The following is a 22,294-nucleotide window of genomic DNA, read 5'->3' as shown; positions in this document are numbered from 1 at the left end:
GGCTGGCTCCACCTCCCAGAGGTGGAGGCGGCGCGTTCCCGTCCCCGGGGATGGCTCAGGGATTCACCTGATGATCGTTGTGGAGGACGGCCACGGGGGCGTGCACGACGTTGCGGTCGACGCGCATGCTCCGGCCGCCATGGGTCTCCGTGACGTCGCCCTCGTACTGGTGGATCCTGCGGTGCGGCTGCCATGCGCCGGGGTCGAGAACGGGCTCGTCGACGAGGGTGGGCGCGGTGCGCCAGCGGGCGTACCACAGGACGTCGGGGAGGTCGGCGGCGCCGGAGACGCGGGCGTCCTCCAGGTGGGCGATGCCCGAGGTCGCGCTGGAGTAGAAGCCGGGGATCCAGCCTCGGTCGGTGAGGTGGCGGGAGAACGCCTGGACGAACGCGAGCGTGGTGTCGGCGCACGCGCCGTCGCGCTGGTCGTAGTCCTCCATGTCGAGGTAGATCGGGCTGCCGGGGGCCAGGCCGAGGGACTCGGCGGCGGCGATGGCGTCCGCGGCCTCGGCGGCGCCCTGCTGGCGGGGGCGGGTGGCGTCGATGGGGACGCGGCTCTTGTCGTCGTCGCGGACGCAGGGGGCCTGCGAGCCGACGTAGAGGGGGAGCAGCCGCCAGCCCATCGAGTCGACGTCGGCGACCCAGTCGGGGGTGAGGTTCGGCTGGGCGGAACAGGCGCGGCCCCGGCCGCCGATGTAGACGCCGACGGCGCGGTAGGGGGAGTCGAGCCAGTCGCGCATGGCGGCGGCCGACGGGGCGTCACACGTGTCGAACGCGTGGCCCTCGTAGATCTCGGCGCCCGCGGCGGTGAGGTCGCCGCTCGTGGTGGCGGGTCCGCCGGGGGTGAACGCGGGCACAGGGCCAGGGCCAGGCCTGGGGTCGCGGGGCGGGCCGGCGAGCGCCGGGGTCACGGTGGCGGCCAGGGCGCCGAGCGCGAGCAGCAGGGGCAGCCAGGGGCCGCGGGCCAACAGGCCGGTGTGATGGGCATACCGCATGGGTCGATCCAAGGCCGGGGGGCGGGGGTGGCGGCGGTGACACTCTCGGTGGGGCGGCGGGTTCATCCGCACGGGGGCGGCGGGGAATCGAGCGGCCGGGGAGCCGGGTGGCCGGGGAGCCGAAGCGCGCGGGGACCCTCTCGGGCGCGCGGGGCCGTTGACGCGACCGCGCGGCCGCACCCAGCGGTGCGGCCGCGCGGCCCGACCCTTCCCGGTGTCCGAAGGGCCGGTGGCGTGTGACTCCCCGACGCACCCGGACGCACCCGGTGGCGCCATCCGGCCCTCGGATCAGCCCCGGCTCACCAGTCGAAGCCGAAGACGATCGTGTACGTCCGGTCGGACTGGTCGATGGCGGCGAAGGGGGAGTCGGCGATGCCCGCGGTGTTGCTCTCGTTGCTCGCGCCGGAGCCGATGGCGGACTGCTGGGTGGTCGCGACATTCCCGTCGTTGGCGCCGACCACCCCGCTGCCCAGCGACCCGAGATTGCCGGAGGCCCACGCGTTCGTCGTGTCCACCTCGGTGTCGGCGAACGCGTGCGCCACGCCGCCGGCCAGGCCGAGGCACAGCGGGACCGAGGCGAGAACGGCGAGGGTGCGGGCGGTGCGGATGCTTGCCATGTGGAATCCTCCGTGGAATGTGTGAATCCTGCGGTGGGCAAGGCAGTTGGCCGACTGCCTGAAACGGACCGCGACGTCGCGGAACCAGAGTTGCCCATGGGATCCCCGGGGAACCACCCGTCCCGGGAGGATTCCCCCGCACGAAGGACATCGACCGGTTGAAACCCGGTCAGGCCGTCGCCGTCAGCTCCTCGATCCGCTGCACGAAGTCGGCGACGGGTAGGGGGAGTTCGACTTCGTCGACAAAATGCACGGCGCTCGGGACGTAGTGCACCACGGCGGCGGCGGCCTCGGTCAGGTACGCGTCGTCGCCGTGCAGGAGGGCGAGCACCCTCAGGACCAGGCCGGGGTCGGGGCCGAACTCCTCCTCGTCCTCGTCGTACGCGTCGGGGTAGCCGAACGCGTCGGCCTCCCGCTCGTCGTAGGGCTCCTCGGCGTCGGACGGCTCCTCGGCGTCGGACGGCCCGAGCTCGAGCCCGGCCTGGCGGCGCCAGAACTCCGCCTCCCAGGTCTCACCGAGCGTCAGATGGTGCAGATGCAGGCAGTAGGCCGCGGCGCAGTCGCCCGCCCCCGCGGCGAACTGCCACCAGAAGCGCGCGCTGTCCTCCCGCCCGGCGAGCTGGAGCACACAGCCGAGCACGCGCGCGCCGTACGGCTGGGGGATGCGGCGGCCGAGGAACGCGGCCATGTCCTGGAGCGCGCCCTCCTGTTCGACCACGGTGCGGCAGAGGGTCGCCAGATAACGCGTCGCCTCGTCGTCGCTGCCCCCGGTGAACAGCGCCGAACACCCCGGCGGCGGCTGGTCGAGCCGGTCGGAGATCCGGGCCGCGATGCGCGTCTCGGCCGCGGCGATCTCCTGGTCGGTGTAGGTGTGCGGGCGGTGGGCCAGGATGGCCCGCGCCAGCGCCTGGTCGATCGAGCGCGTCATCCCCGGCCCCCGTCCTCCGAGGCCCCGGCGGCCCGGCCGCCCTCCGCGGGCCCTGGACTCTCGGGCGCCTCCTGGCTGTCCGGGCTCTCGCTGAGGCCGAGCGCCTCCTTCAGCCGGTGGCGGGCGTACCGCGCGGTCGAGCGCACGCCCGGCTCGCTGATGCCGAGGATGTCGGCGGTCTCCGCCACGCTGTACCCGATGCAGTAGAGCAGCACGATGACGTCGTGCTGACGCTCGGGCAGCTCGCGAATGGCCTGGTAGATGCCGAGGCTCTCCTCGAGCTCCCCTATCGGGTCGACCGCCGAGTGCAGCGCCTTGGTCTCGAACGCGGCCGTGTCCATGACGACGGGCCGCCGCCCGCTGGCCGCGACGGCCTTGAGGGTGTGGTGCTTGAGCACGCTCCAGGAGTACCCGGCGGGGCTGTCGAGCCTGAGGACGTCGCCCCACTCCGCGGCCAGCCGCTCGAAGGCGCGGTCCACTGCCTCCTCGGCGGCGGCCCGCTCGCCGAGGTACAGCTCGGCCCAGCGGACATACGCCGGGCGGTAGAGCTGGTGGAAGGCGCGGAAGTCCGCGGGCAGCGGCGACAACGGGGCCACGCCGGTGGGTCGTGCGGGCAGGTAGTCGGTCACCGGGCCTTCGGATCCTCTCTCGATGCCCGTCGCTCCGGGGGTATGTGCCCCCGCGGGACGATCGCCACCGATCGGTCATGCATGGCTTGAAGATATAAATCTTACGGAGCGGAGCGCGCCAGCTACAAAAAAGATCACTGGCGATCGGTCCGGCCCAGGTGAAGAAGGGGGCTTCCGGAACCGCCCCGGGTGCCCCGTCCTCGGTCGGGGCAACGCCGCCACGCGCGGGCCATGGGATGTGAAGCCGCTCACCCACAGCCCGTGCGCACACTTCTACCAGGTCATGAGGCTACCCCTCACCCTGTTGGCCGACCAGCCCGGTCACAGGAAGGCCACGGGTGTCGTTGCTCACCTCGGGGGCCCGCCCGGTGGGGTAGGCCGGGGGCATGCAGCTCACGAGCGACGAGGCGCGTTCGCGCCTGACCGGGGCGCGCGTGCTGCGGCTCGCAACGGTCGATGCCACCGGCGCGCCGCACGCCGTCCCCGCCACGTTCGCCGTCGAAGGCGACACGGTGGTCATCGCCGTCGACCACAAGCCGAAGCGGCATCGCGACCTCAAGCGGCTCAGGAACATCGAGGCCAACCCGAAGGTGTGCGTCCTGGCCGACGCGTACGACGACGACTGGGACCGCCTGTGGTGGGTCAGGGGCGACGGCACGGCCCGGATCGTCGACGGCGAGAACGGGCGAGAGGCCATCGACCGGCTCCGGGAGAAGTACCGGCCCTACCGCGAACTCCGGCCCGAGGGCCCGGTGATCGAGATCGCGATCACGCGCTGGACGGGCTGGCGGGCGGCCCCCGGATGACCGGGGGCCCTGCCGCTTCGCCGTGCTGCGGAGGCTGTGGGATTTGAACCCACGGTGAGGGGTTACCTCACGACGGTTTTCAAGACCGTTCCCTTCGGCCGCTCGGGCAAGCCTCCCGGATGCGCGGCAACCGTGCACCGCGCACCCGGACAGCCTAGCGGCTCCGCTACTGGTCGCCCACGCGCTCGCCCAGGACGACCGTGGTCGTCTGCTCCTGGCCGTCGCGGACGTAGGTGACCTCCACCGAGTCACCCGGCTGGTACGTCCAGATCTGGCTGATCAACGTGGGGCTGCTGTCGATCAGGGTGTCCCCGAACTGGGTGATGACATCCCCGGGCTCGAGCCCGGCCTGGTCCGCCGGGCCGTTGGGTGTCACGGCCTCGGCGCCCTCGGAGACGATCCTGGCGCCCTCCACCTCACCGGTCGGCGACTCGACCGAGGCGCCGATGATCGGATACACCGGCTCGCCGGTCTCTATCAGGTCGGCGGCCACGGCCGTCGCCTGGTTGATCGGGATGGCGAAGCCCAGGCCGATCGAGCCGACCTCGCCCGAGCCGCCGGGGGTGCCGCGGATCGCGGAGTTCACGCCGATGACGGAGCCATCGGCGTTCAGCAGGGGGCCGCCGGAATTCCCGGGGTTGATCGAGGCGTCGGTCTGGAGGGCGTTCATGTACGAGGCGTTGGCGCTCTGGCCGTCGCTCGAGGCGACCGGGCGGTCCTTGGCGCTGATGATGCCCGTGGTGACCGTGCCCGAGAGGCCGAACGGGGCGCCGATCGCGATCGTGCCGTCCCCGACGGCGACCTGGTCGGAGTCGCCCATGGGCAGCGGCTCGAGCTCGCGGCCCTCGAGCCCCGTCAGCCGGAGCACGGCCACGTCATAGCCCTCGGCGCGGCCGACGACCTCCGCGTCGTAGCTCGCGCCGTCGGAGAAGGTGGCGGTCAGCGTGCCGCCGTCCGCCGCGCTGGCCACCACATGGTTGTTCGTCATGATGTGGCCCTCCTCGTCGTATACGAAGCCGGTGCCCGATGAGCCCTCCATCTCCGTGCCCGCCTCGATGGTGACCACGCTGGGCAACGCCGCCTCCGCTATCCCCGCCACCGACTCGGGCGGGCGGGCCGCGGTGTCGCCGTCGGTCTCCCTGCTGACGGTCGATGACCCGCTCCCGTCGTCGTCCGCCACCAGATAGCCGACGCCGCCGCCGATGCCGCCCGCCACGATCGTCGCCACGACGACGCCGACGAGCAGCGGGCTGCGCCGCTTCTTCGGCGGGGGCGGCGGCGGGAACGCGGCCCATGGCTCGGCGGGTGGCGGCGCGCCCTGGTCGTGCCCGCCGGGCGCGGACACCGGCGCCGTCGGCGCGTACGCGTGCGGCGCCGGGGGAACGGCCGGCGGAGCCGCGGCCCGTGGCGGCGCCGGAGGCTGGGCCACCGGTGAAGGGACCGCCGGTGAAGGGACCGCCGGTGACCGGGCCGGAGGCTGGGCCGGGGGAACGGGCGGGTGCGGTGCGGGAGGAGGCCCGGCCTGCGGGTGCGCGCCCTGGGGAGGGGCGCCCGCGGGCGGGGAGCCGGACGGGCCCGTCCCGGGCTCCGCCGGACCGCCGGCGGACTCCTCCGGCTTGCCGACGCCGTGGTTCTCGGTGGTCACAGCTCTCTCCTCAGGTCTCTCCTCAGGTGCACGGCAGGAATAGGAGCAGTCTTTCCCATGGTCTGTCAGGCGGACGTAAACACCGCGCGCCTCGCTCCCCGCCGCCCCCGTGGCACGATGACGCGGTGACCGCCGCCCGCCACCCCATCCGGGTCATCGCGCACCGCGGGGCGTCAGAGGACGCCCCCGAGCACAGCCTGGCCGCCTACCGCAAGGCCATCACGGACGGCGCCGACGGTCTCGAGTGCGATGTGCGGCTGACCGCGGACGGACACCTCGTCTGCGTGCACGACCGCCGCGTCAACCGTACGTCAAACGGTCGCGGGGCCGTTTCCGCCCTGGAGCTGGCCCAGTTGGCCGAGCTGGACTTCGGCTCGTGGAAGGCCCAGGCGGGCGTGGCCGAGTCGCCCGACTCGGCCGACCGCGAGCGGACGACCGTGCTGACCCTCGAGCGGCTGCTGCGGCTCGTCGCCGACGCGGACCGGCCCGTCGACCTGGCCATCGAGACCAAGCACCCCACCCGCTGGGCGGGGCAGGTGGAGGAGCGGCTGCTGCGGCTGCTCGAACGGCACCCGCTGCCGGGGCGCGTCCAGGTCATGAGCTTCTCGGCGCGCTCGCTGCGCCGCGTGCACCTCGGGGCGCCCGGGCTGCCGACCGTCTATCTGATGCAGCTGCTCCTGCCGCGCCACCGCGCGGGCCGCCTGCCGCCAGGGAACCGGATCGCGGGTCCGAGCATCCGGATCCTGCGCCGCGACCCCGGCTATGTCGCCCGCGCGCACCGGTCCGGTCACCAGGTGCAGGTGTGGACGGTGGACGAGCCCGTGGACGTGGAGCTGTGCGCGCGGCTCGGCGTGGACGCCGTCATCACCAATCGGCCGCGCACGGTGCGTCACCAACTGGACCGGCTGAACGGGCTCGGCGGCCCCGGCTGACCCACGTGCCTCACGCGCCGACATGATCCACGCGCTTTTTCTCACCCCGTGTGCTCCGGCGCATTCGCTTGGTATCGGATCATTACGAGTGCGTCAACTGATACGGCATGGCCGGTTTCCGCTCTCGGCCCTCAGGGCACCATCCCAAGGCGTGGGGCGAAGGAGGTCTCGGGGGTGGCGTTGGTGGTCACACAGCAGGTACCGACGTCGTCGTCCATGTCGGTGTCCCACGGCCCGTCAGGGGTGGGAACGGCACGACGGCGATTGCGCGCGGAATTGCGCGAAAGCGGAACGCCGGAATCAGTCATCGATGATGCCGTATTGATCCTTTCCGAGCTGCTCAGCAATTCCTGCCGACATGCTCGGCCATTGAGCGAGGGACAGGACGTCCGCGCCTCGTGGAGCAGGGCGAACGACGGCTCGGTGACCATTTCGGTCACCGACGGGGGCGGCCCGACCCGGCCGCGGCCCGCGTCACCGTCCGTGACCGCCAGGGGCGGCCGGGGGTTGACGATCATCGGCTCCCTCACGAGCGCGTGGGGCGTGCGCGAGGCGGAGCTCCCCGGCGCCGTCACCGTATGGGCGGTCCTGCGCGCGCCGGGCGGCTAGGCTCGCGGCACAGCCGTACGCCGCAACGCACGCAGGAGACCGCTCACCATGGCCAAGAAGCGCCGCCCTCGCACTCCGATCAGCGCCCGGGCCACGGGGAAGTCCACCGCGGAGATCCCCGTCGTCGGCGCGCGTGAGCCGTGCCCCTGTGGATCGGGCCGCCGTTACAAGGCATGTCATGGCCGCGCCGCCGCACAGGCCGCGACCGAGCTGGTCCGCCGCCCCTTCGAGGGGCTGCCCGGCGAGTGCGACTGGGTCGCGCTGCGCGAGCTCGTCCCCTCGGCCACCGTGCCGCTGACGCTCAAGTCGGGGCTCCCCGACGGCGTTCCCTCGCTGACGCTCGGCACCGTGCTGCCGATGGCCTGGCCCGCGCTCCGTCGGGACAACGGCGCCGTCCTCCTCGCCCTCCAGAACGACACCGCCACCGGCGACCTCAGCCGCGACCTCGCCGACGTCCTCGCCCGCGCGCTCAACACCGAGCCGGGGAACGCCGTGTCCGCGAGCCGCCCGGCCGCGGACGGGCCGCGCCTCCAGGAGCTGCTCGACCTCGAGGCGCCCTTCGAGCCGACGGTGCACGAGGGCTTCGCGTTCTGGCTCGAGGACGCGGAGGCGGCGACGCCCGAGGTGGCTGCCTCCCTCGAGCGGGCCAACGCCGCCGCGACGCCCACCGCCCGCCTCACCGGGGTGGACGCGGCGTACTGGTGCGAGACCCCGGGGAAGAACCACCTGCGCTGGGTCCTGCCGCACGACGAGGAGCCGCTGCTCGACGCGTTGGCCAGGCTGCACGCCGCCGGGGCCGCGACGCTCGGCGACGAGACCCGGCTCGTCGGCTCGTTCCGCGCGCACGGGCTGACCGTTCCCGTGTGGGACCTGCCGTCGGCGATGCGCGCCGAGGACTGCGAGAAGCCCGCCGCCGCGTTCCACGAGCGGCTCGGCGAGGCGCTGGCCGCCGACGCGCCGCTCACCCCCGAGGAGCGCAGCGCCCGCAGCGGCCTCACCAATCGCCAGGTCACGCTCAACTGACCGGCTCCCCGCCCCCGGCGCGCGGCCCCCGGCGGACGCCGCCACACGCGTGATTCCGGTCACAACTCCCCCCGTGGGACGGGAGTTCGGGCCGCCGCGGGGCTCCGCGGGATTTGCGAATCCCCGATGAGTTGTTACCTTCTGAGGTGGGCCCGGTCGCTGGTGCATCCCCCGTCGCCAGCGATCGGGTCCGTCCATGTCCGCACCCCTCCGCATGACAGGCCTGCCGCTCAGTAGGTGAGCCAGCCGCCCGGCTCGGGGGCGCTCAGTCCGGCCTCCACCAGCACCTCGAGCAGGTCGGCGGCCCGCGGCAGCGGCACCCGGTCCCCCCTCGGCTCCGGCTCGCGCGCCCAGGCGACGCGCCCCGCGCCGGTCCGCGAGGGCGGCAGCGGCAGATAGCCCCCGACCCCGTGGAAGCGCAGCGCGCTCGGCACCCTCTCGAGCGCCCCGAGCAACTCCCCCAGCTCAGGCAGCTCGTACGGCTCGACCAGCAGCATCCAGCGGGTCGGCGCCGCCACGACGGGCCCGGCGGGCGCCCCTCTGCGGTCGAGCTCGGCCAGGGCCGCGGCCCCGGCGAGCGCCGGCAGGCTCAGGGCGCAGGGCCCGCGGCCTCCGGTGGCCAGCATGATCGGGGAGCGCGGGCGGACCCGCCACCACCAGCCGACCATGCGGGGGTCCGTCGTCGCGGCCAGCAGCTCGGGGTCGAGTGGGTGGGCCCCAGGGACCACGCAGTCGGGCCGCGGGCAGTCGCACCCGCCGTCGGGGCGCGCCTCGGCCCCCGGCAGCACGGGCCACCGCCACCGCCCCACGCACCGAAGAGCCGCCTCGCGCAGCTCGGCGCCCTGGCCGCCGCCGGGGCCGTTGCCATTACCGTTCTTGCGTCGCTCTCCGAGGATCTCGCGCATCAGCGCGTCCCTTCCGTCGCGGGTTCGGATACACCACGTGGAACACAGATCACCGTATGCAGCGGGTCGCGTAGTGAGGGGCGGCGGGCGTGCGGGGCTCGGCCGCCATCGGACAGGACGCCAGAACTCGACGATCCGTTCCGATATGTACCCAGCCCGCCCGGCTCGATCCGCCGCCGGAAGCGCCCAGTCGATCGCTGACCGAACGACCCGACGCCTCTTTTCCGCCAATTCCGCCAAACTCGCAGCGGCCCGGCCTGTCGGACCCGGAACGGGCCCGCTACCTGGGCATTATCCATCACGGCAGGACCCTACTCGACCGGGGTCCCGCCCGCTCCTTCCCCTGGAAAGTCCCGCAGCGACGCATATCACATGGGGGTTCGCCTCACCCATGAGTACCTTGCCCCCCTCGAAAGTGGCCGGAATCCACCCCGTGCTGCCGACGGTCCCCCAGACTTCACGGCCCGCTGACGACACCGCACTCGGCAGCCCCGGAGGGGCGCACGACCGGCTCGCGTCCTGGATCTCCGACCTCACCACGCTCCACGCGCTGACGGAACGCCTCGGGCGCACCCGCACCCTCGCGGACGCCCTCGACGAAACGCTGCGCGCCGGCGCGGAGCTGGTCGGGGCGCGCCGGGGGCTGGTGGCGTTGCGCCCCTGTGACGGCCTCGGGCCCGAGCGGCTCGCGGGGCTCGGTCTCGGCCATGCCGACCTCGGCCACCTGGAGACGGTCCCGCCGGGGCTCGACACGCCCTTCGGCGCCGACCCCGAGGGCGGCGCCGACCTCACCGAGGTCGTCCACCGAGACATCCCGCACGAGGACTCCCTCGACCCGCGCCACCGCGAGGTCGCCGCCAGGCTCGGCTTCGCCGCGAGCTACGCCGTGCCGCTCGCCGCCGAGACCCCGGGCCGCCTCGGCGGCGCCGTCTGGCTCTACGACGAGCCGGGCCAGCCCGACCCGCGCCAGCGCCGCATGCTCTCCCACTATCTGCGCCAGGCCGCCCAGCACATCGCCAACCGCCTCGAACTCACCCGCGCGCTCACGGCCGTTCGCACCGTGCACGAGGGCCTGCTGCCGCCCGGGCTCCCGCTGCTGCCCGGGGTCTCGCTCGCCGTGCGGCACCGGTTCGGGCCGCGCGGCGGCGGCGACTTCTACGACGCGCTCGCCCTCCCCGACAGCGCCCTCGGCCTCGCCATCGGCGGCGCCACCGGCACGGGCCCCGCCGCGCTCGCCGCGATGGGGCGGCTGCGCGCGGGCCTGCGCGCCTACGCCGTGATGGAGGGCGAGGACCCGGTGGCCGTCCTCTCCGACCTGGAGCTGCTGCTGCGGATGACCGAGCCGGGGCGCTGCGCCACCGCGCTGTTCGGCTACGCCGAGCCCGCCACGCGCCGCCTCGTGCTGGCCTCGGCGGGCCACCCGCCGCCGCTCGTAATCGGCGCGGGCCGTGCCGACTTCGCCGAGACCACGCTCTCCGCGCCGCTCAACATGCTGGCCTGCTGGGAGGCGCCGAGCGTCCACCTGCGGATCGAGGAGGGAGAAACGGTCCTGCTCTACAGCGACGGGCTGCTGCACCGCACCGGCGAGCCGCTCGACCGGGCGTTCGCCCGCCTCCAGGCCGCGGCCGCGCACGCCTCCCCCGCCGCCCGCGCCGACCCGGGCGCGCTCGCCGACCACATCCTGCACACGCTGCTCCCCGACCTCGACTCCCCCGCCGCGGCCGACAGCCCCGAGGACGTCGTCGTGCTCGCCGCGCACTTCGCGTAGGAGCGCCTTGTCAGGTCCCGCCCGCGCGCCGTGAGCCGCTCGGAAGAACGCTGTCGCGCCCCGCCGCGCCGTGCCTACCATGGGGCGAAGCCAGCCAGCGAGCGAGGAGACGGACGTGGCCGAAGAGCAGCGGACCGAGGGCCATCCGGCCGAGACCGCCGAGCAGCAGGGGGCCGCCGATGAGACGCCCGCGCCCCGCAAGAACGGCGTCACGCCGCAGATCTCCGACGAGCTGGCCGAGAACATGAAGCAGGGCTGGGCCGACACCGAGCGCCTCGGCCTCGAGCCCGTCCCGCAGGCCGCGCACACCGCCCGCCGCCGCGCCGCGCTCTCCGAGCGCTTCCCGGGCGAGCGCATCGTCGTCCCGGCCGGTCGCCTCAAGACGCGTTCCAACGACACCGACTACCCCTTCCGCGCCTCCGTCGAGTACGCCTATCTCACCGGCGACCAGACGGAGAACGGCGTGCTCGTCCTCGAGCCCACCGGCGAGCGCGGCCACGACGCCACCCTCTATCTGCTGCCCAGGTCGAACCGCGAGAACGGTGAGTTCTGGCTCAGCGGCCAGGGCGAGCTGTGGGTGGGCCGCCGCACGAGCCTGACCGAGGCCGAGCGGCTCTACGGCGTTCCCGTCGCCGATGTGCGCACCGTTCCCGACGTGCTCGGCAAGGCGAAGGGCCAGGTGCGGGTCGTGCGCGGGCACGACGCCGAGGTCGAGGCGGCGCTGAACGACAAGGTCACCGCCGAGCGCGACGAGGAGCTGCGCGTCTTCCTCTCCGAGACGCGGCTGGTCAAGGACGAGTTCGAGATCGCCCAGCTGGCCCACGCGTGCGAGGCGACGGCGCGCGGCTTCGAGGACGTGGTGCGCGTGCTCGACCGCGCGGAGGCCACGTCGGAGCGGTACATCGAGGGCACGTTCTTCCTGCGCGCCCGGGTCGAGGGCAACGACGTCGGCTACGGCTCGATCTGCGCCGCGGGCCCGCACGCCACGACGCTGCACTGGGTGCGCAACGACGGCCCGGTCCGCTCGGGCGACCTGCTGCTGCTCGACGCGGGCGTGGAGACCACGGAGCTGTACACCGCGGACGTCACGCGGACCCTGCCGATCAACGGCCGGTTCACCGACCTCCAGCGCACGATCTACGACGCGGTGTACGAGGCGCAGGAGGCGGGCATCGCCGCGGTGGTGCCCGGCGCGAAGTACCGCGACTTCCACGAGGCGGCGCAGCGGGTGCTGGCGCGGAAGCTCGTCGAGTGGGGCCTGCTCGACGGTCCTGTGGAGCGGGTGCTCGAGCTGGGGCTCCAGCGCCGCTGGACGCTGCACGGCACCGGGCACATGCTCGGCATGGACGTCCACGACTGCGCGGCCGCGCGCCGCGAGAGCTACGCCGACGGCACGCTCGAGCCGGGGATGTGCCTGACGGTCGAGCCCGGCCTCTACTTCCAGCCCGACGACCTGACGGTCCCCGAGGAGTACCGGGGGATCGGCGTGCGGATCGAGGACGACCTGCTGGTGACCGAGGACGGCAGCCGGAATCTGTCGGCCGCGCTGCCGCGGCGTTCCGACGAGGTCGAGGCGTGGATGGCGCGGCTGCGCGCGTGAGGCGGTCGGGCTCCTCCTGACGCGCCTTCACCACCGCGTGTGAAGGTGTCGGGGAGACAAAAAGGGGTACAGCCTGGGAACACGGACGCGCGTGGTCGCGCTCCGTGTTCCGATCCCCGCCGGAAGGAGCCCTGTGGCGCCCCCTTCGTCCGACCCGGACGGGCATAGTCCCGGACCACCTCGCCAACGTCAGACGTGCCGCGGCACACGGCGAGGTGGTGTCCGTTGAGTGCCGCGCTCGGGCTGCTCGCCGTGCTGGTCCTGACGGCGGGCACCGGATATTTCGTCGCCCAGGAGTTCGCGTTCGTCGCCGCCGACCGGCTCGCCCTCGGGCGGGCGGCGGCGGCGGGCGACCGGCGGGCCGCCCGCGCGCTGCGGGTGCAGGAGCGGCTGTCGTTCATGCTCTCTGGGGCGCAGCTCGGGATCACGGTGACGGGCCTCGTGGTCGGCGTCCTGGCCGAGCCCGCCCTCGCCGCGCTGCTCGGGCCCGCGCTCGGCGGGCTCGGGGTGCCGGAGGCCGCGGTGCCCGGGGTCGCGCTGGTGCTGGCGTTCGCGCTGGCCACCGGGGTGCAGATGGTGCTGGGCGAGCTGGGCCCCAAGAATCTCGCGCTGGCCGTCCCCGAGCGTCTCGCCATGGCCATGGCGGGCTCGACGCTGATGTATCTGCGCGTGGCGGGCCCGTTGATCCGCGTCTTCGACGCCTCGGCCAACCGGCTGCTGCGCCGCGTCGGCATCGAGCCGGTCGACGAGCTGCACCATGGCGCGACGCTCGAGGAGCTGGGCCAGCTGATCGGCGCCTCGCGCGCGCAGGGGCGGCTGCCGCACGCGACGGCGAAGCTGCTCGACGGCGCGCTCGGCTTCTCCGAACGGACGCTGGCCGAGGTGATGGTGCCGCGCGTCGAGGCGGCATCGGTGCGGGCCTCGGCCCCCGCCGCCGAGGTGGTCGAGCTGATCGCCGCGCACGGCCACTCGCACCACCTGGTGATCGGCGACCGGATCGACGACATCGTGGGCGTGGTGGGGGTGCGCGAGCTGATGCGGGTGAGCCCGGAGCGCATCACCCGGCGCACGGCGGGGGCGCTCGCGCGCCGCGCGCTGCTGCTCCCTGACACGCTGCCGCTGCCGGGCGCGGTGGAGCAGATGCAGGCGGCGGACGAGGAGTTCGGGGTCGTGCTCGACGAGTACGGCGGGCTCGCGGGCATCGTCACGCTGGAGGACATCGCGGAGGAGCTGGTCGGCGAGATCGCCGACGAGAGCGACCGGGTGGTCGAGGTGGCCGTGCCGGACGGCGGCGGCTGGGTCGTGGACGGCAGGGGCCGGGTGGACGAGGTGGCCGTGGCGACGGGCGTTCCGCTGCCCGAGGACGACGCGTTCGGGACGGTCGCCGGTCTGGCGATCGACCGCTCGGGGCGCTTTCCCGCGGTGGGCGACGTGATCGAGGTCGAGCTGGCGCCGACGCCGGGGGGCGCGCGGGGCGGCGGGGGCGTGGCGCGGCTGACCGTGCTGTCGCTCGACCGGCGCGTGCCCGCGCGCCTGCGCCTCGAAGAGGCCGAACGGGCCGAGTGGGCCGAACGCTCCCCGCGCGCCGTCGAACGGGCCCGCGCCGGTCAACGGGCCGGGCGCGCCCCGTCCGCGCCCATGGCCGCCCGGCAGGGGCAGCTTTCATGAGCGGGCAGGTGGCCGTGCTGGTCACGGCGACGCTGCTCGTGGGCTCGGGGTTCTTCGTGGCGGCCGAGTTCGCGCTGGTGGCGGCGAAGCACCACCGCATGGAGCAGGCGCGCGCGGCGGGCGAGCGCGGGGCGCGCGCGGCGCTCGCGGGGATGCGCGAGCTGTCGCTCATGCTCGCGGGCGCGCAACTGGGCATCACCGCCTGCACGCTGGGGCTCGGCAGCATCTCGGAGCCCGCGCTCGCCCACCGGATCGATCCGCTGCTCGAGGCGGCCGGGCTGCCGGGCGGGCTCTCGTACGGGGTCGCGTTCGTCGTGGCGATGACCATCGTGGTGTTCCTGCACATGGTGGTCGGCGAGATGGCGCCCAAGTCGTGGGCGATCTCGCACCCCGAGCGTTCGGCGATGCTGCTCGCGCCGCCGTTCCGCGCGCTGGTGCGGGCGGTCAGGCCGCTGATCCGGGCGCTCAACACGCTGGCCAACGCGCTGGTGCGGCTGTGCCGGGTGACCCCGCGCGAGGAGCTGGCCTCGGTGCACGACCGGGAGCAGCTGGCGCAGCTGGTGGCCGAGTCGCAGCGGCTCGGGCTGATCAGCGAGACGGACTCGGGGCTGATCACGCGCTCGCTGACGGTGCCGCAGGCGCCGGTGGGCGCGATCCAGGTGCCCGCCGACCGGATCGCGGAGGTGTCGGCGGGCGCGGGGACCGAGGTGATCCTGGCCACCGCGGCGGCCAGCGACCACACGCGGCTGCTGGTGCGCGACGGGGCGCGCGTGGTGGGCTCGGTGCACGCGCGGGACGCGATCGTGGCGCGGGCGGCGGGGCGGACGGTGACGGCGGCCGAGCTGGCGCGGCCCGTCCCCGAGCTGACGGCCGAGGACACGCTCGCCCACGCGGTGGAGCAGCTGCGGCAGCGGCGGGCCTCGCTCGCCGTGGTCCGAGGCCCCGACGGGCGGGTGACCGGGCTGATCAGCCTCGATGACCTGCTGGTGCGGCTGATGGGGCCGAGGGCGGTGCGGGCGGCGCGGGCCGCCTGAGCCGGAACGGCCGCCGCGCCCGCCCCCTTCGCCCGGGGGCGGCGCGGCGGCCGGGGATCAGCCCAGGGAGACGGACTCGATGGTGATCGGCTCGACCGGCGCGTCGCCCGGCCCGGTCTCGGTGGCCGCGATGGCGTCCACGACCTCGCGGCTCGCGTCGTCGGCGACCTCGCCGAAGATGGTGTGCAGGCCGTCGAGGTGGGGGGTGGCCTCGACGGTGATGAAGAACTGCGAACCGTTCGTCGCCGGGCCCGAGTTGGCCATGGCCAGCAGATACGGCTCCTCGAACGTCAGCCCGGTGTCCACCTCGTCGGCGAACTGGTAGCCGGGGCCGCCCGTTCCGTTCCCCGCGGGGTCACCGCCCTGGATCATGAAGCCGTCGATCACGCGGTGGAAGATCGTGCCGTCGTACAGCGGCTCGTCGCCCTCCTGGCCCGCCCAGGCCAGGGAGCCGTCGGCCAGGCCCGTGAAGTTCGTGACGGTCAGCGGGGCTTCCTCGGGGTAGAGGGTCAGCGCGATGTCGCCCTCGCTCGTGTGGATGGTCGCGCTGGTGACCTCGGGCACCTCCACGGTCTCCGGGTCGCCGGGGCCCGGGAGCTGCTCCTGGCCCTGCGCGGGGTCATCGGGCGCGTCGCCCGGCGCCGACTGCTCGGTCTGCTGCTCCTGGGGCGTGGGCTCACCGCCCTCCCCGTCGTCGGACTCATCGCCGCAGGCCGCGGTGAACAGACCGAGGCAGAGCAGCCCGGTCGCGAGACGCCGAGAGGTGCGATTCATGTCGGATGTGGCCTTCCGTGTGGGGTGACCCGTGGCGGGCTCGGTGCGCGGAGCTCCCAGGGACCTCATCATGCCCCACACCTTCCGTTCTGCCACCAGGGCCTCGGGCGGCCTCGCGCGCGGCGACGACGTGGAACGGGCGGGCGCGCACGAGGGACGATCACGCGGCGGAACGCGTCAGCGCGCCCATGGGCGGCACGGGGCAGGCGGGACTTTCACCACGGACCCAGGCCATGACGCCGGTGATGAGGGCGGCGGAGGAGTCCGGCGGATGGCGGCTCATGAACGGTGCTCCCCGCCGTGTGGTGCGTGACGGCGGCGCCGTCAGGTCTGCGCGGTGGGCTTGGGCTCCTCGACCGGCCTGGCGGTCGACACGTCGCCGGGGGCGGCCTGGATGGTGCGGGCGGTGCCGGTCGCGGGCTCCGGCTCCTCCTTGGGCGGCGCGGCGGCGGTGTTGTTCTCCGCCTTCATGGCGGCGGTCTCGCTCTTGAGGATCCGCGCCGACTTGCCCAGCGAGCGGGCGATGTCGGGCAGCCGCTTCGCCCCGAAGACGAGCAGCACGATGATGGCCAGGACGACAAGCTCCCGTGCCCCGATCTGACCCATGGGTTCCACCTCCTAGGAGACGCCTCGCGACGTCCCGATCAGCGCCACGGTAACGCGCAAGAAGTAAAGATTGCGCAAATCACAAGACAATACCTCTGTGCGCCCCTTCAGGAACAGACCGCCTCGACGACCGGAGGGAAACGGGGCGGTGCGGCCGGGGAACGCGCTGGTGGGAGCGGTTGCCGCGGAGGGCGCTCGCCCCATGCGGCGGGGGCCCGGACGGCGGCGCCCTTCCAGACGACGAGGAGACCCTAGGAGACCTGGAGCAGGGCGTCCTCGCGCCAGCGCAGGGTCTTGTCGAACGTCACGACCGCGCCGCCCGACTCCGGCTGGTTGTCGAAGGTGACCGCGTCCGAGAGCGCCTCGATCAGGCGCAGCCCCCGCCCGCCCGGCTGGAGGTCGAACGGCTCGGAGCGCGGCACCACCGCGCCGCCGGGAAAGCCGGGGCCGCAGTCGGTGACCTCGATGCGGCACACGTCCCCGTGCACCGACGCGGTCACCCGGTAGACGTCGGACTGGCCGCTGCCGTGGCGGACGGCGTTGGAACACGCCTCGGACAGGGCGACCGACATCTCGTGCGAGATGTCCGCGTCCACGCCCGCCGCCTCCATGGAGCCGAGCAGGAGCCGCCGCGCGAGCGGAACACTGGCCGCTTCCCGCCGCAGCTGGAGAGACCACCAGACGCTCATGCTCCGACCTCCTGGCCACGGCTCGACATATCCCTAGGTATTGCCGACCGGCGCGCGGCGTAAGCGTGTGATTGACCCAACACCCCCCGATCGGCGGATGCAACGGGACGTATCCCCCGATATAGCGGTGAACAGGGGGTGAACGGGCCCTTACGACGCGACAGAACGAGCCGTTCCGCGCGCTGCGGGCGACCGGGTGGGTCACGCGGCGGGGGCCCGGTGAGATGATGGCGCCGCCATGCGTGCCGGAGCCGATCTGCGACTGCTGCGAGCCGCGGTGTTCGCCGCGGCCTGCGCCACGCTGGCCGCCACCGGTCACCTCGGCGCCGCGGGCTCCGGCATACCGCCCGCCACACTGGCCCTCGGCTGGGGCGCGGCGTTCGCCGTCGCGCTGCCGCTCGCCGGGCGCGAGCGGCGCTCGGTGCCCGCGCTCGCGGGCACCCTGGTCGCCGCCCAGCTCGCGCTGCACGTCCTCTACTGCGTCGGCGGGCACGCGCCCGCGGCGGCGCCAGGGCCGAGGGAGCTGGCCGCCCGCCTGCTCTGCGACAACGGCGGGATCACGCTCACCGACGCCGAGGCGGCCCACCTCGTCGCCGCATCGGGCATCGGGGACGCGCACGCCGTCGGCGCGCGGCACCTCGCGGACGCCGGGGGCGCGATGGGCCTCGGCGAGGCGCTGGCCTCGCTGGCCTCCGCGCCCATGCTGCTCGGCCACCTCGCGGCGGCCCTGCTCGCGGGCTGGCTGCTGCGGCGCGGCGAGGCCGCGCTGTGGGCGGCCGTACGGCTCGCCGCGCTCCCCGAGGACAACGGCCGGGGTGGCGCGTTCCTCCTCGCTCAACTGCCGCCGCTGTGCCGGGCGTTGCGGCTTCTCCGCTTTCTGTGCGGCGCGCCGCTCCCGGGCCACGCGGCCCACCGTGGCGCGCTCCGCACGGCGTTCCTCCCCCTTCCCGCACTCCACGGCGCCGTTCTGGCGAGCGCGGTGCTGCGGCGCGGCCCGCCCGCGCCGGCGCACCAGCTCACCCTCGCGGCCTGACGCATCTCTCACGCCCTCCCCCGCGCCCGCGCGGCGGAGGGGGCGAGTGCGCCGCCGCGCGCCCGAACATCCCCCTTCACCACCCCAGCACCCTGGAGTGCCCCATGAACCGCACGCGCGTCGCCGCCTGCTCAGTCGTCACGTTCGCCACCGCCGCCGCGGCCCTCGCCCTGGCCGCACCCGCCCAGGCCCATGTCAGCGTCGACCCCGCCGAGGCCGAGCAGGGCGGCTACACCACCATCGACGTCCGGGTCCCCAACGAGAGCGACACCGCGTCGACCGTCAGCCTCGAGCTGCACCTCGACCCGGAGTTCCCGCTCGCCTCGGTGCGGCCGCAGGCCGTGCCGGGGTGGGAGGTCGAGGTCGAGACGGCCGAGCTCGAGACCCCGATCGAGAACCACGGCAACCAGATCACCGAGGCGCCGAGCGTCGTGCGCTGGACGGGCGGGGAGATCGAGCCGGGGATGTTCCAGCAGTTCCCGCTCTCGCTCGGGCCGCTGCCCGAGGACACCGAGCACCTGGTGCTGCGGGCCGTCCAGACCTATGACGACGGCGAGGTCGCCCGCTGGATCGAGCCCCCGGCCGAGGACGGCACCGAGCCCGAGCAGGACCCGGCGCCCGTGCTGCACCTGACGCCCGCGGCGGGCGCCGAAGACGTGGCGGCGGCCGAGGACGGCGCCGACGGGGACGGCACGAACGGGGACGGCGGCGAGAGCGCCGCCGCCTCCCACGGTGACGGCGACGACGCGGCCACCGACACCACCGCCCGCGTGCTCGCGGGGGTCGGCATCGCGGTGGGCGTGGCGGGCGTGGCGTTCGGCGTGCTCGCCGGGCGCCGGCGCACGACGCCCCCGACCGCCTCCTGACCTCCCCCTTCACCACGTTTCACGACCCACGGCTCCTCACCACCGGCCGCGGGGCGCACGCCCCGGCGCGCGCCCCGCGGCCCACCATCACCAGGAACGTTCATGCACCTGCGCAAGATCAGCGCGACGCTCGTCGCGGCGACCGCCGCGCTCACCCTGGCCGCCTGCGGCGGCGACGGCGGCTCCGACCCGGGCGACTCGCCCGCGGCCGAGACCTCGGGCGGTGGCGCGACCGACGAGGGCACCGTCCTCGACCAGCCCTTCGCCAAGCCCGACCTGGTTCTCACCGACACCGAGGGCCAGCCCTACGACTTCGCGGCCGAGACCGAAGGGCACGCCACCCTGCTCTACTTCGGCTACACCAACTGCCCCGACATCTGCCCCCTGACCATGAGCAACATCGCGCTCGCCGCCGACTCCCTCGACGAGGAGCAGCGGGCGGACCTGCGCGTGGTCTTCGTGACCACCGACCCCGAGCGCGACACCCCCGAGTCCCTCGGGCCCTGGCTCGACGCCCAGAGCCCCGACTTCACCGGCCTGACCGGCGACTTCACGACCATCCAGGAGGCCGCCCGCTCGCTCGGCGTGCACATCGAGCCGTCGTACGAGGACGACGACGGCGGGATCGTCTCGACGCACGGCACCCAGGTCGTGGCGTTCCTGCCGACGGACGACCAGGCCCATGTCATCTACACGGAGGGCGTGACGGCCGAGACGTTCGAGCGCGACCTGCCCGGGCTGATCGCGGGAGAGCTGCCATGAGGGGCCGCGCCGCCGCGGTGGCGCTGACGGCGGCGTTCGCGCTGAGCGCGTGCGGCGGCGGGGACGGGAACGGGAACGGGAACGGCGGGGACGACGCCGCGTCGCCGCCCGATCTCTCGGCGCGGGGCGCGTTCATCCCCGAGCCCGCGACCGCCGACCTCGCGGCCGCCTTCCTCACCGTGGAGAACGCGGGCGGCACCGACGACGCCCTGACGTCCGTCACGAGCGACATCGCGGGGACCGTCGAGATCCACGAGACGGTGGACAACGCCATGCGACAGGTCGATGCGCTGCCCGTCCCCGCGGGGGGCGAGCTCGACCTGGCGCGCGGCGGCAACCATGTGATGCTCATGGACCTGACCAGCCAGCCCGTCGAGGGTGACACCGTGACCCTCGAGCTGCACTTCGAGACGTCGGACCCGATCGCCCTCGACGTGCCGGTCGAGTCCGCCACCCACACCGGGGAGTGAGACCGCAGCCATGACACCGCCCACGCCCACCACCGTCCTCCGCGCCCCCGGCTCCCTGCTCCTGGCCGCGGCCCTCGCGCTCGCGGCGCTGCTGTTCGCCGCCCCGCCCGCGTCGGCCCACGCCTCGCTCGCCGACAGCACGCCGGGGGACGGGGAGGTGGTGGCCGTGGCGCCCGATGAGATCACCCTCACGTTCACCGAACAGGTCTCGCTCGCGGACGACGGCGTGCGCGTCCTCGACCCGCGGGGCGAGCCCGCCGAGGCGGGCGCCGTGACCGACCTCGGCGACCGCGCCCACTCCGTCGCGCTCGGCGGCGACCTGGCCGACGGCACCTACACCGTGGCCTGGCAGGTCGTCTCCGCGGACAGCCACCCGATCTCGGGCGCGTTCACGTTCTCGATCGGCGCGCCTTCGGCCACGAGCGTGACGCCCGAGGCCGCGGCCCCGCGCGGGGACGACGGCGCCTCGGGGCTGCTCTACGACGTGGCACGCTACGCCGCGTACGGGGGGTTCGTGCTGCTCGGCGGCGCCTGCCTGTTCGCGCTGCGCTGCTGGCCCGACGCGGCGTCGCGGCGCGCGGTGCAGCGCGTCGCGCTCACCGGCTGGACCACCCTGGCCACGGCCACGTTCGCGCTGCTGCTCCTGCGCACGCCCTACACGGGCGACGGCGACCTCGGGGACGCGTTCGACCTGGGCGGGCTGCGCGACGTCATCGAGACCAGGACGGGAACGGCCCTGGTCACCCGGCTGCTGCTGCTCGCGGCCGCCGGGGTGTTCATCGCGGTGCTGCACGGCGGATACGCGCGGCTGCGGGCCGAGCCCGAGCCTGACGAGGACGACGCCGCGCGGGCGCGGGACCTGACGTTCGGGCTCGCCCTCGGCGGCACGATCCTGGCCATCGGGATCGCGGCCACGTGGGCGATGTCCGAACACGCCTCGACCGGGCGGCAGACCGGGCTCGCGATCCCCCTGGACATCGTGCACCTGCTCGCGGTCGCCGCGTGGCTCGGCGGCCTCGTGACGCTGCTCGTGCTGCTGCGCACCGAGCCCGCGCTGCCGCGTTCCGCCGTGCGGCGCTTCTCCGGCGTCGCGCTCGCGGCCGTGACCGCCCTCGCGGTCACCGGGCTCTACCAGTCGTGGCGGCAGGTCGGCTGGTCGTGGTCGGCGCTGACCGAGACGTCGTACGGGCGGCTGCTGCTGGTCAAGGTGGGTCTTGTGGCGACGGTGCTCGCCGTGGCCTGGGGGTCGCGGCGGCGCACGGGCCGCCTGGGCGAGAACGTCGCGGAGCCCGCCGAGCCCGCCGAGCCCGTCGCGGTGGGCGGCGGCGAGGGCGACGCCGACGCCGCCGACCCCGAGCGCGCCCGGCAGCTGGCCCGCCAGCGCGCCGCCATGGCGACCGCCCGCCGCGACCGCGCCAGGGACGCCGACCCGCACCGCGCCGGGCTGCGCCGCTCGGTGCTCGCCGAGGTGGCCCTGGCCGCGGTCCTGCTCGCCGTGACCACGGGGCTCACCGGCACGACTCCGGCCCGCACGGCCGTCGCCGAGAGCGCGCGGAGTGGGGGGACGGCGGCCGGGGACGACGCGACCGCCCAGGATCCGGGGGACCTGTCCCTGCCGTTCGACACGGGCGGCGTCGCGGGCCAGGGCACCGCGCGGATCGAGCTGACGCCCGCGCGCACGGGCGAGAACACGATGCACATCCGGCTCGTCGACCCCGAGGGCGCGCCCACGGGGGCCGAGGAGATCGGGGTCGCCCTGACCCTGCCGTCCGAGGACATCGGGCCGCTCACGTTCGACCCGCTGCACGTGGACGTCGGGCACTGGACCGCCACCGGCGTCCGGCTGCCGAGGCCGGGCGCCTGGGAGCTGGCCCTGACGATCCGCACCTCCGACATCGACCAGATCACCGAGACCGTCACCGTCACCATCGACTGA

General features: G+C 74.5%; 23 protein-coding genes and 1 tRNA gene. 13 read left to right on the top strand and 11 right to left on the bottom strand.

Annotated features, from left to right (window positions below):
• Positions 1 to 55: 55 nt before the first annotated feature.
• The 4 genes from D7318_RS05305 to D7318_RS05290 all read right to left on the bottom strand — a co-directional run bounded on the left by D7318_RS05305 (position 56) and on the right by D7318_RS05290 (position 3,168).
• Positions 56 to 994 (bottom strand): DUF1906 domain-containing protein, encoded by a 939-nt coding sequence (locus D7318_RS05305; protein ID WP_183091502.1) that lies wholly within the window; start codon positions 992 to 994, stop codon positions 56 to 58.
• Between the two features lie 299 nt (positions 995 to 1,293).
• Positions 1,294 to 1,611, bottom strand: a complete 318-nt coding sequence (locus tag D7318_RS05300) for a hypothetical protein (protein WP_120695638.1) — start codon at positions 1,609 to 1,611, stop codon at positions 1,294 to 1,296.
• Between the two features lie 169 nt (positions 1,612 to 1,780).
• Entirely contained in the window at positions 1,781 to 2,539 is a 759-nt protein-coding gene (locus D7318_RS05295; RefSeq protein WP_120695637.1) for a hypothetical protein, read from the bottom strand.
• On the bottom strand, positions 2,536 to 3,168 hold the full coding sequence (locus D7318_RS05290; protein ID WP_230423369.1) for an RNA polymerase sigma factor: 633 nt from the start codon (positions 3,166 to 3,168) through the stop codon (positions 2,536 to 2,538). The genes D7318_RS05295 and D7318_RS05290 overlap by 4 nt, the downstream gene beginning before the upstream one ends.
• Before the next feature lie 386 nt (positions 3,169 to 3,554).
• Here D7318_RS05290 and D7318_RS05285 point away from each other — a divergent pair, with 386 nt between their 5' ends.
• Entirely contained in the window at positions 3,555 to 3,974 is a 420-nt protein-coding gene (locus tag D7318_RS05285; RefSeq protein WP_120695636.1) for a TIGR03668 family PPOX class F420-dependent oxidoreductase, read from the top strand.
• A gap of 28 nt (positions 3,975 to 4,002) precedes the next feature.
• On the opposite strand, the gene D7318_RS05280 is transcribed toward D7318_RS05285, so the two are convergent.
• Positions 4,003 to 4,090 (bottom strand) — tRNA-Ser (locus D7318_RS05280).
• Positions 4,091 to 4,140: 50 nt separating this feature from the next.
• Positions 4,141 to 5,403 carry a S1C family serine protease gene (locus tag D7318_RS05275; protein ID WP_329604839.1) on the bottom strand — a complete coding sequence of 421 codons (1,263 nt, stop codon included), beginning with the start codon at positions 5,401 to 5,403 and terminating at the stop codon, positions 4,141 to 4,143.
• Between the two features lie 341 nt (positions 5,404 to 5,744).
• Here D7318_RS05275 and D7318_RS05270 point away from each other — a divergent pair, with 341 nt between their 5' ends.
• From D7318_RS05270 to D7318_RS05260, 3 genes are all read left to right on the top strand, one after another.
• On the top strand, positions 5,745 to 6,551 hold the full coding sequence (locus D7318_RS05270; RefSeq protein WP_120695634.1) for a glycerophosphodiester phosphodiesterase family protein: 807 nt from the start codon (positions 5,745 to 5,747) through the stop codon (positions 6,549 to 6,551).
• 216 nt (positions 6,552 to 6,767) lie between these two features.
• The gene (locus D7318_RS05265; RefSeq protein ID WP_230423397.1) at positions 6,768 to 7,160 is read left to right on the top strand and encodes an ATP-binding protein; all 393 of its coding nucleotides are present in this window, start codon (positions 6,768 to 6,770) and stop codon (positions 7,158 to 7,160) included.
• Positions 7,161 to 7,208: 48 nt separating this feature from the next.
• Positions 7,209 to 8,183, top strand: coding sequence for a DUF5926 family protein (locus D7318_RS05260; RefSeq protein WP_120695633.1), 975 nt, complete (start codon positions 7,209 to 7,211; stop codon positions 8,181 to 8,183).
• A 230-nt stretch (positions 8,184 to 8,413) separates the two neighbouring features.
• On the opposite strand, the gene D7318_RS05255 is transcribed toward D7318_RS05260, so the two are convergent.
• Positions 8,414 to 9,088, bottom strand: coding sequence for a bifunctional DNA primase/polymerase (locus tag D7318_RS05255; protein ID WP_120695632.1), 675 nt, complete (start codon positions 9,086 to 9,088; stop codon positions 8,414 to 8,416).
• Between the two features lie 391 nt (positions 9,089 to 9,479).
• Between D7318_RS05255 and D7318_RS05250 the strand changes: the two genes are divergently transcribed.
• From D7318_RS05250 to D7318_RS05235, 4 genes are all read left to right on the top strand, one after another.
• Positions 9,480 to 10,856 carry a PP2C family protein-serine/threonine phosphatase gene (locus D7318_RS05250; protein ID WP_120695631.1) on the top strand — a complete coding sequence of 459 codons (1,377 nt, stop codon included), beginning with the start codon at positions 9,480 to 9,482 and terminating at the stop codon, positions 10,854 to 10,856.
• Positions 10,857 to 10,935: 79 nt separating this feature from the next.
• The gene (locus D7318_RS05245; RefSeq protein ID WP_120695630.1) at positions 10,936 to 12,456 is read left to right on the top strand and encodes an aminopeptidase P family protein; all 1,521 of its coding nucleotides are present in this window, start codon (positions 10,936 to 10,938) and stop codon (positions 12,454 to 12,456) included.
• A gap of 225 nt (positions 12,457 to 12,681) precedes the next feature.
• Positions 12,682 to 14,124 (top strand): hemolysin family protein, encoded by a 1,443-nt coding sequence (locus D7318_RS05240; RefSeq protein ID WP_120695629.1) that lies wholly within the window; start codon positions 12,682 to 12,684, stop codon positions 14,122 to 14,124.
• A complete protein-coding gene (locus D7318_RS05235; protein WP_120695628.1) occupies positions 14,121 to 15,158 on the top strand; it encodes a hemolysin family protein in 1,038 nt (345 codons plus the stop codon). The genes D7318_RS05240 and D7318_RS05235 overlap by 4 nt, the downstream gene beginning before the upstream one ends.
• A 57-nt stretch (positions 15,159 to 15,215) precedes the next feature.
• On the opposite strand, the gene D7318_RS05230 is transcribed toward D7318_RS05235, so the two are convergent.
• The 4 genes from D7318_RS05230 to D7318_RS05220 all read right to left on the bottom strand — a co-directional run bounded on the left by D7318_RS05230 (position 15,216) and on the right by D7318_RS05220 (position 17,227).
• On the bottom strand, positions 15,216 to 15,722 hold the full coding sequence (locus D7318_RS05230; protein ID WP_230423396.1) for a peptidylprolyl isomerase: 507 nt from the start codon (positions 15,720 to 15,722) through the stop codon (positions 15,216 to 15,218).
• A gap of 370 nt (positions 15,723 to 16,092) precedes the next feature.
• Positions 16,093 to 16,215: a hypothetical protein gene (locus D7318_RS34545; protein ID WP_268987329.1), complete on the bottom strand. Its 123-nt coding sequence runs from the start codon at positions 16,213 to 16,215 to the stop codon at positions 16,093 to 16,095.
• 41 nt (positions 16,216 to 16,256) lie between these two features.
• The gene (gene tatA / locus D7318_RS05225) at positions 16,257 to 16,538 is read right to left on the bottom strand and encodes a Sec-independent protein translocase subunit TatA (protein ID WP_120695626.1); all 282 of its coding nucleotides are present in this window, start codon (positions 16,536 to 16,538) and stop codon (positions 16,257 to 16,259) included.
• Positions 16,539 to 16,789: 251 nt separating this feature from the next.
• Complete coding sequence (locus tag D7318_RS05220) at positions 16,790 to 17,227, bottom strand: ATP-binding protein (protein ID WP_120695625.1); 438 nt, start codon at positions 17,225 to 17,227, stop codon at positions 16,790 to 16,792.
• A gap of 238 nt (positions 17,228 to 17,465) precedes the next feature.
• Between D7318_RS05220 and D7318_RS05215 the strand changes: the two genes are divergently transcribed.
• From D7318_RS05215 to D7318_RS05195, 5 genes are all read left to right on the top strand, one after another.
• Entirely contained in the window at positions 17,466 to 18,260 is a 795-nt protein-coding gene (locus D7318_RS05215) for a hypothetical protein (protein WP_120695624.1), read from the top strand.
• A gap of 104 nt (positions 18,261 to 18,364) precedes the next feature.
• Positions 18,365 to 19,126 carry a YcnI family copper-binding membrane protein gene (locus D7318_RS05210; protein ID WP_120695623.1) on the top strand — a complete coding sequence of 254 codons (762 nt, stop codon included), beginning with the start codon at positions 18,365 to 18,367 and terminating at the stop codon, positions 19,124 to 19,126.
• Positions 19,127 to 19,228: 102 nt separating this feature from the next.
• A complete protein-coding gene (locus tag D7318_RS05205) occupies positions 19,229 to 19,888 on the top strand; it encodes an SCO family protein (protein ID WP_120695622.1) in 660 nt (219 codons plus the stop codon).
• On the top strand, positions 19,885 to 20,358 hold the full coding sequence (locus D7318_RS05200) for a copper chaperone PCu(A)C (protein ID WP_120695621.1): 474 nt from the start codon (positions 19,885 to 19,887) through the stop codon (positions 20,356 to 20,358). The genes D7318_RS05205 and D7318_RS05200 overlap by 4 nt, the downstream gene beginning before the upstream one ends.
• Positions 20,359 to 20,368: 10 nt before the next feature.
• Complete coding sequence (locus tag D7318_RS05195; RefSeq protein ID WP_120695620.1) at positions 20,369 to 22,294, top strand: copper resistance CopC/CopD family protein; 1,926 nt, start codon at positions 20,369 to 20,371, stop codon at positions 22,292 to 22,294.

Source organism: Streptomyces radicis (assembly GCF_003626575.1).
Classification (GTDB): Bacteria; Actinomycetota; Actinomycetes; order Streptomycetales; family Streptomycetaceae; genus Streptomyces; species Streptomyces radicis.
Note: the sequence above shows the minus strand (reverse complement) of the source record. Positions and strands in the feature narration are given on the sequence as shown.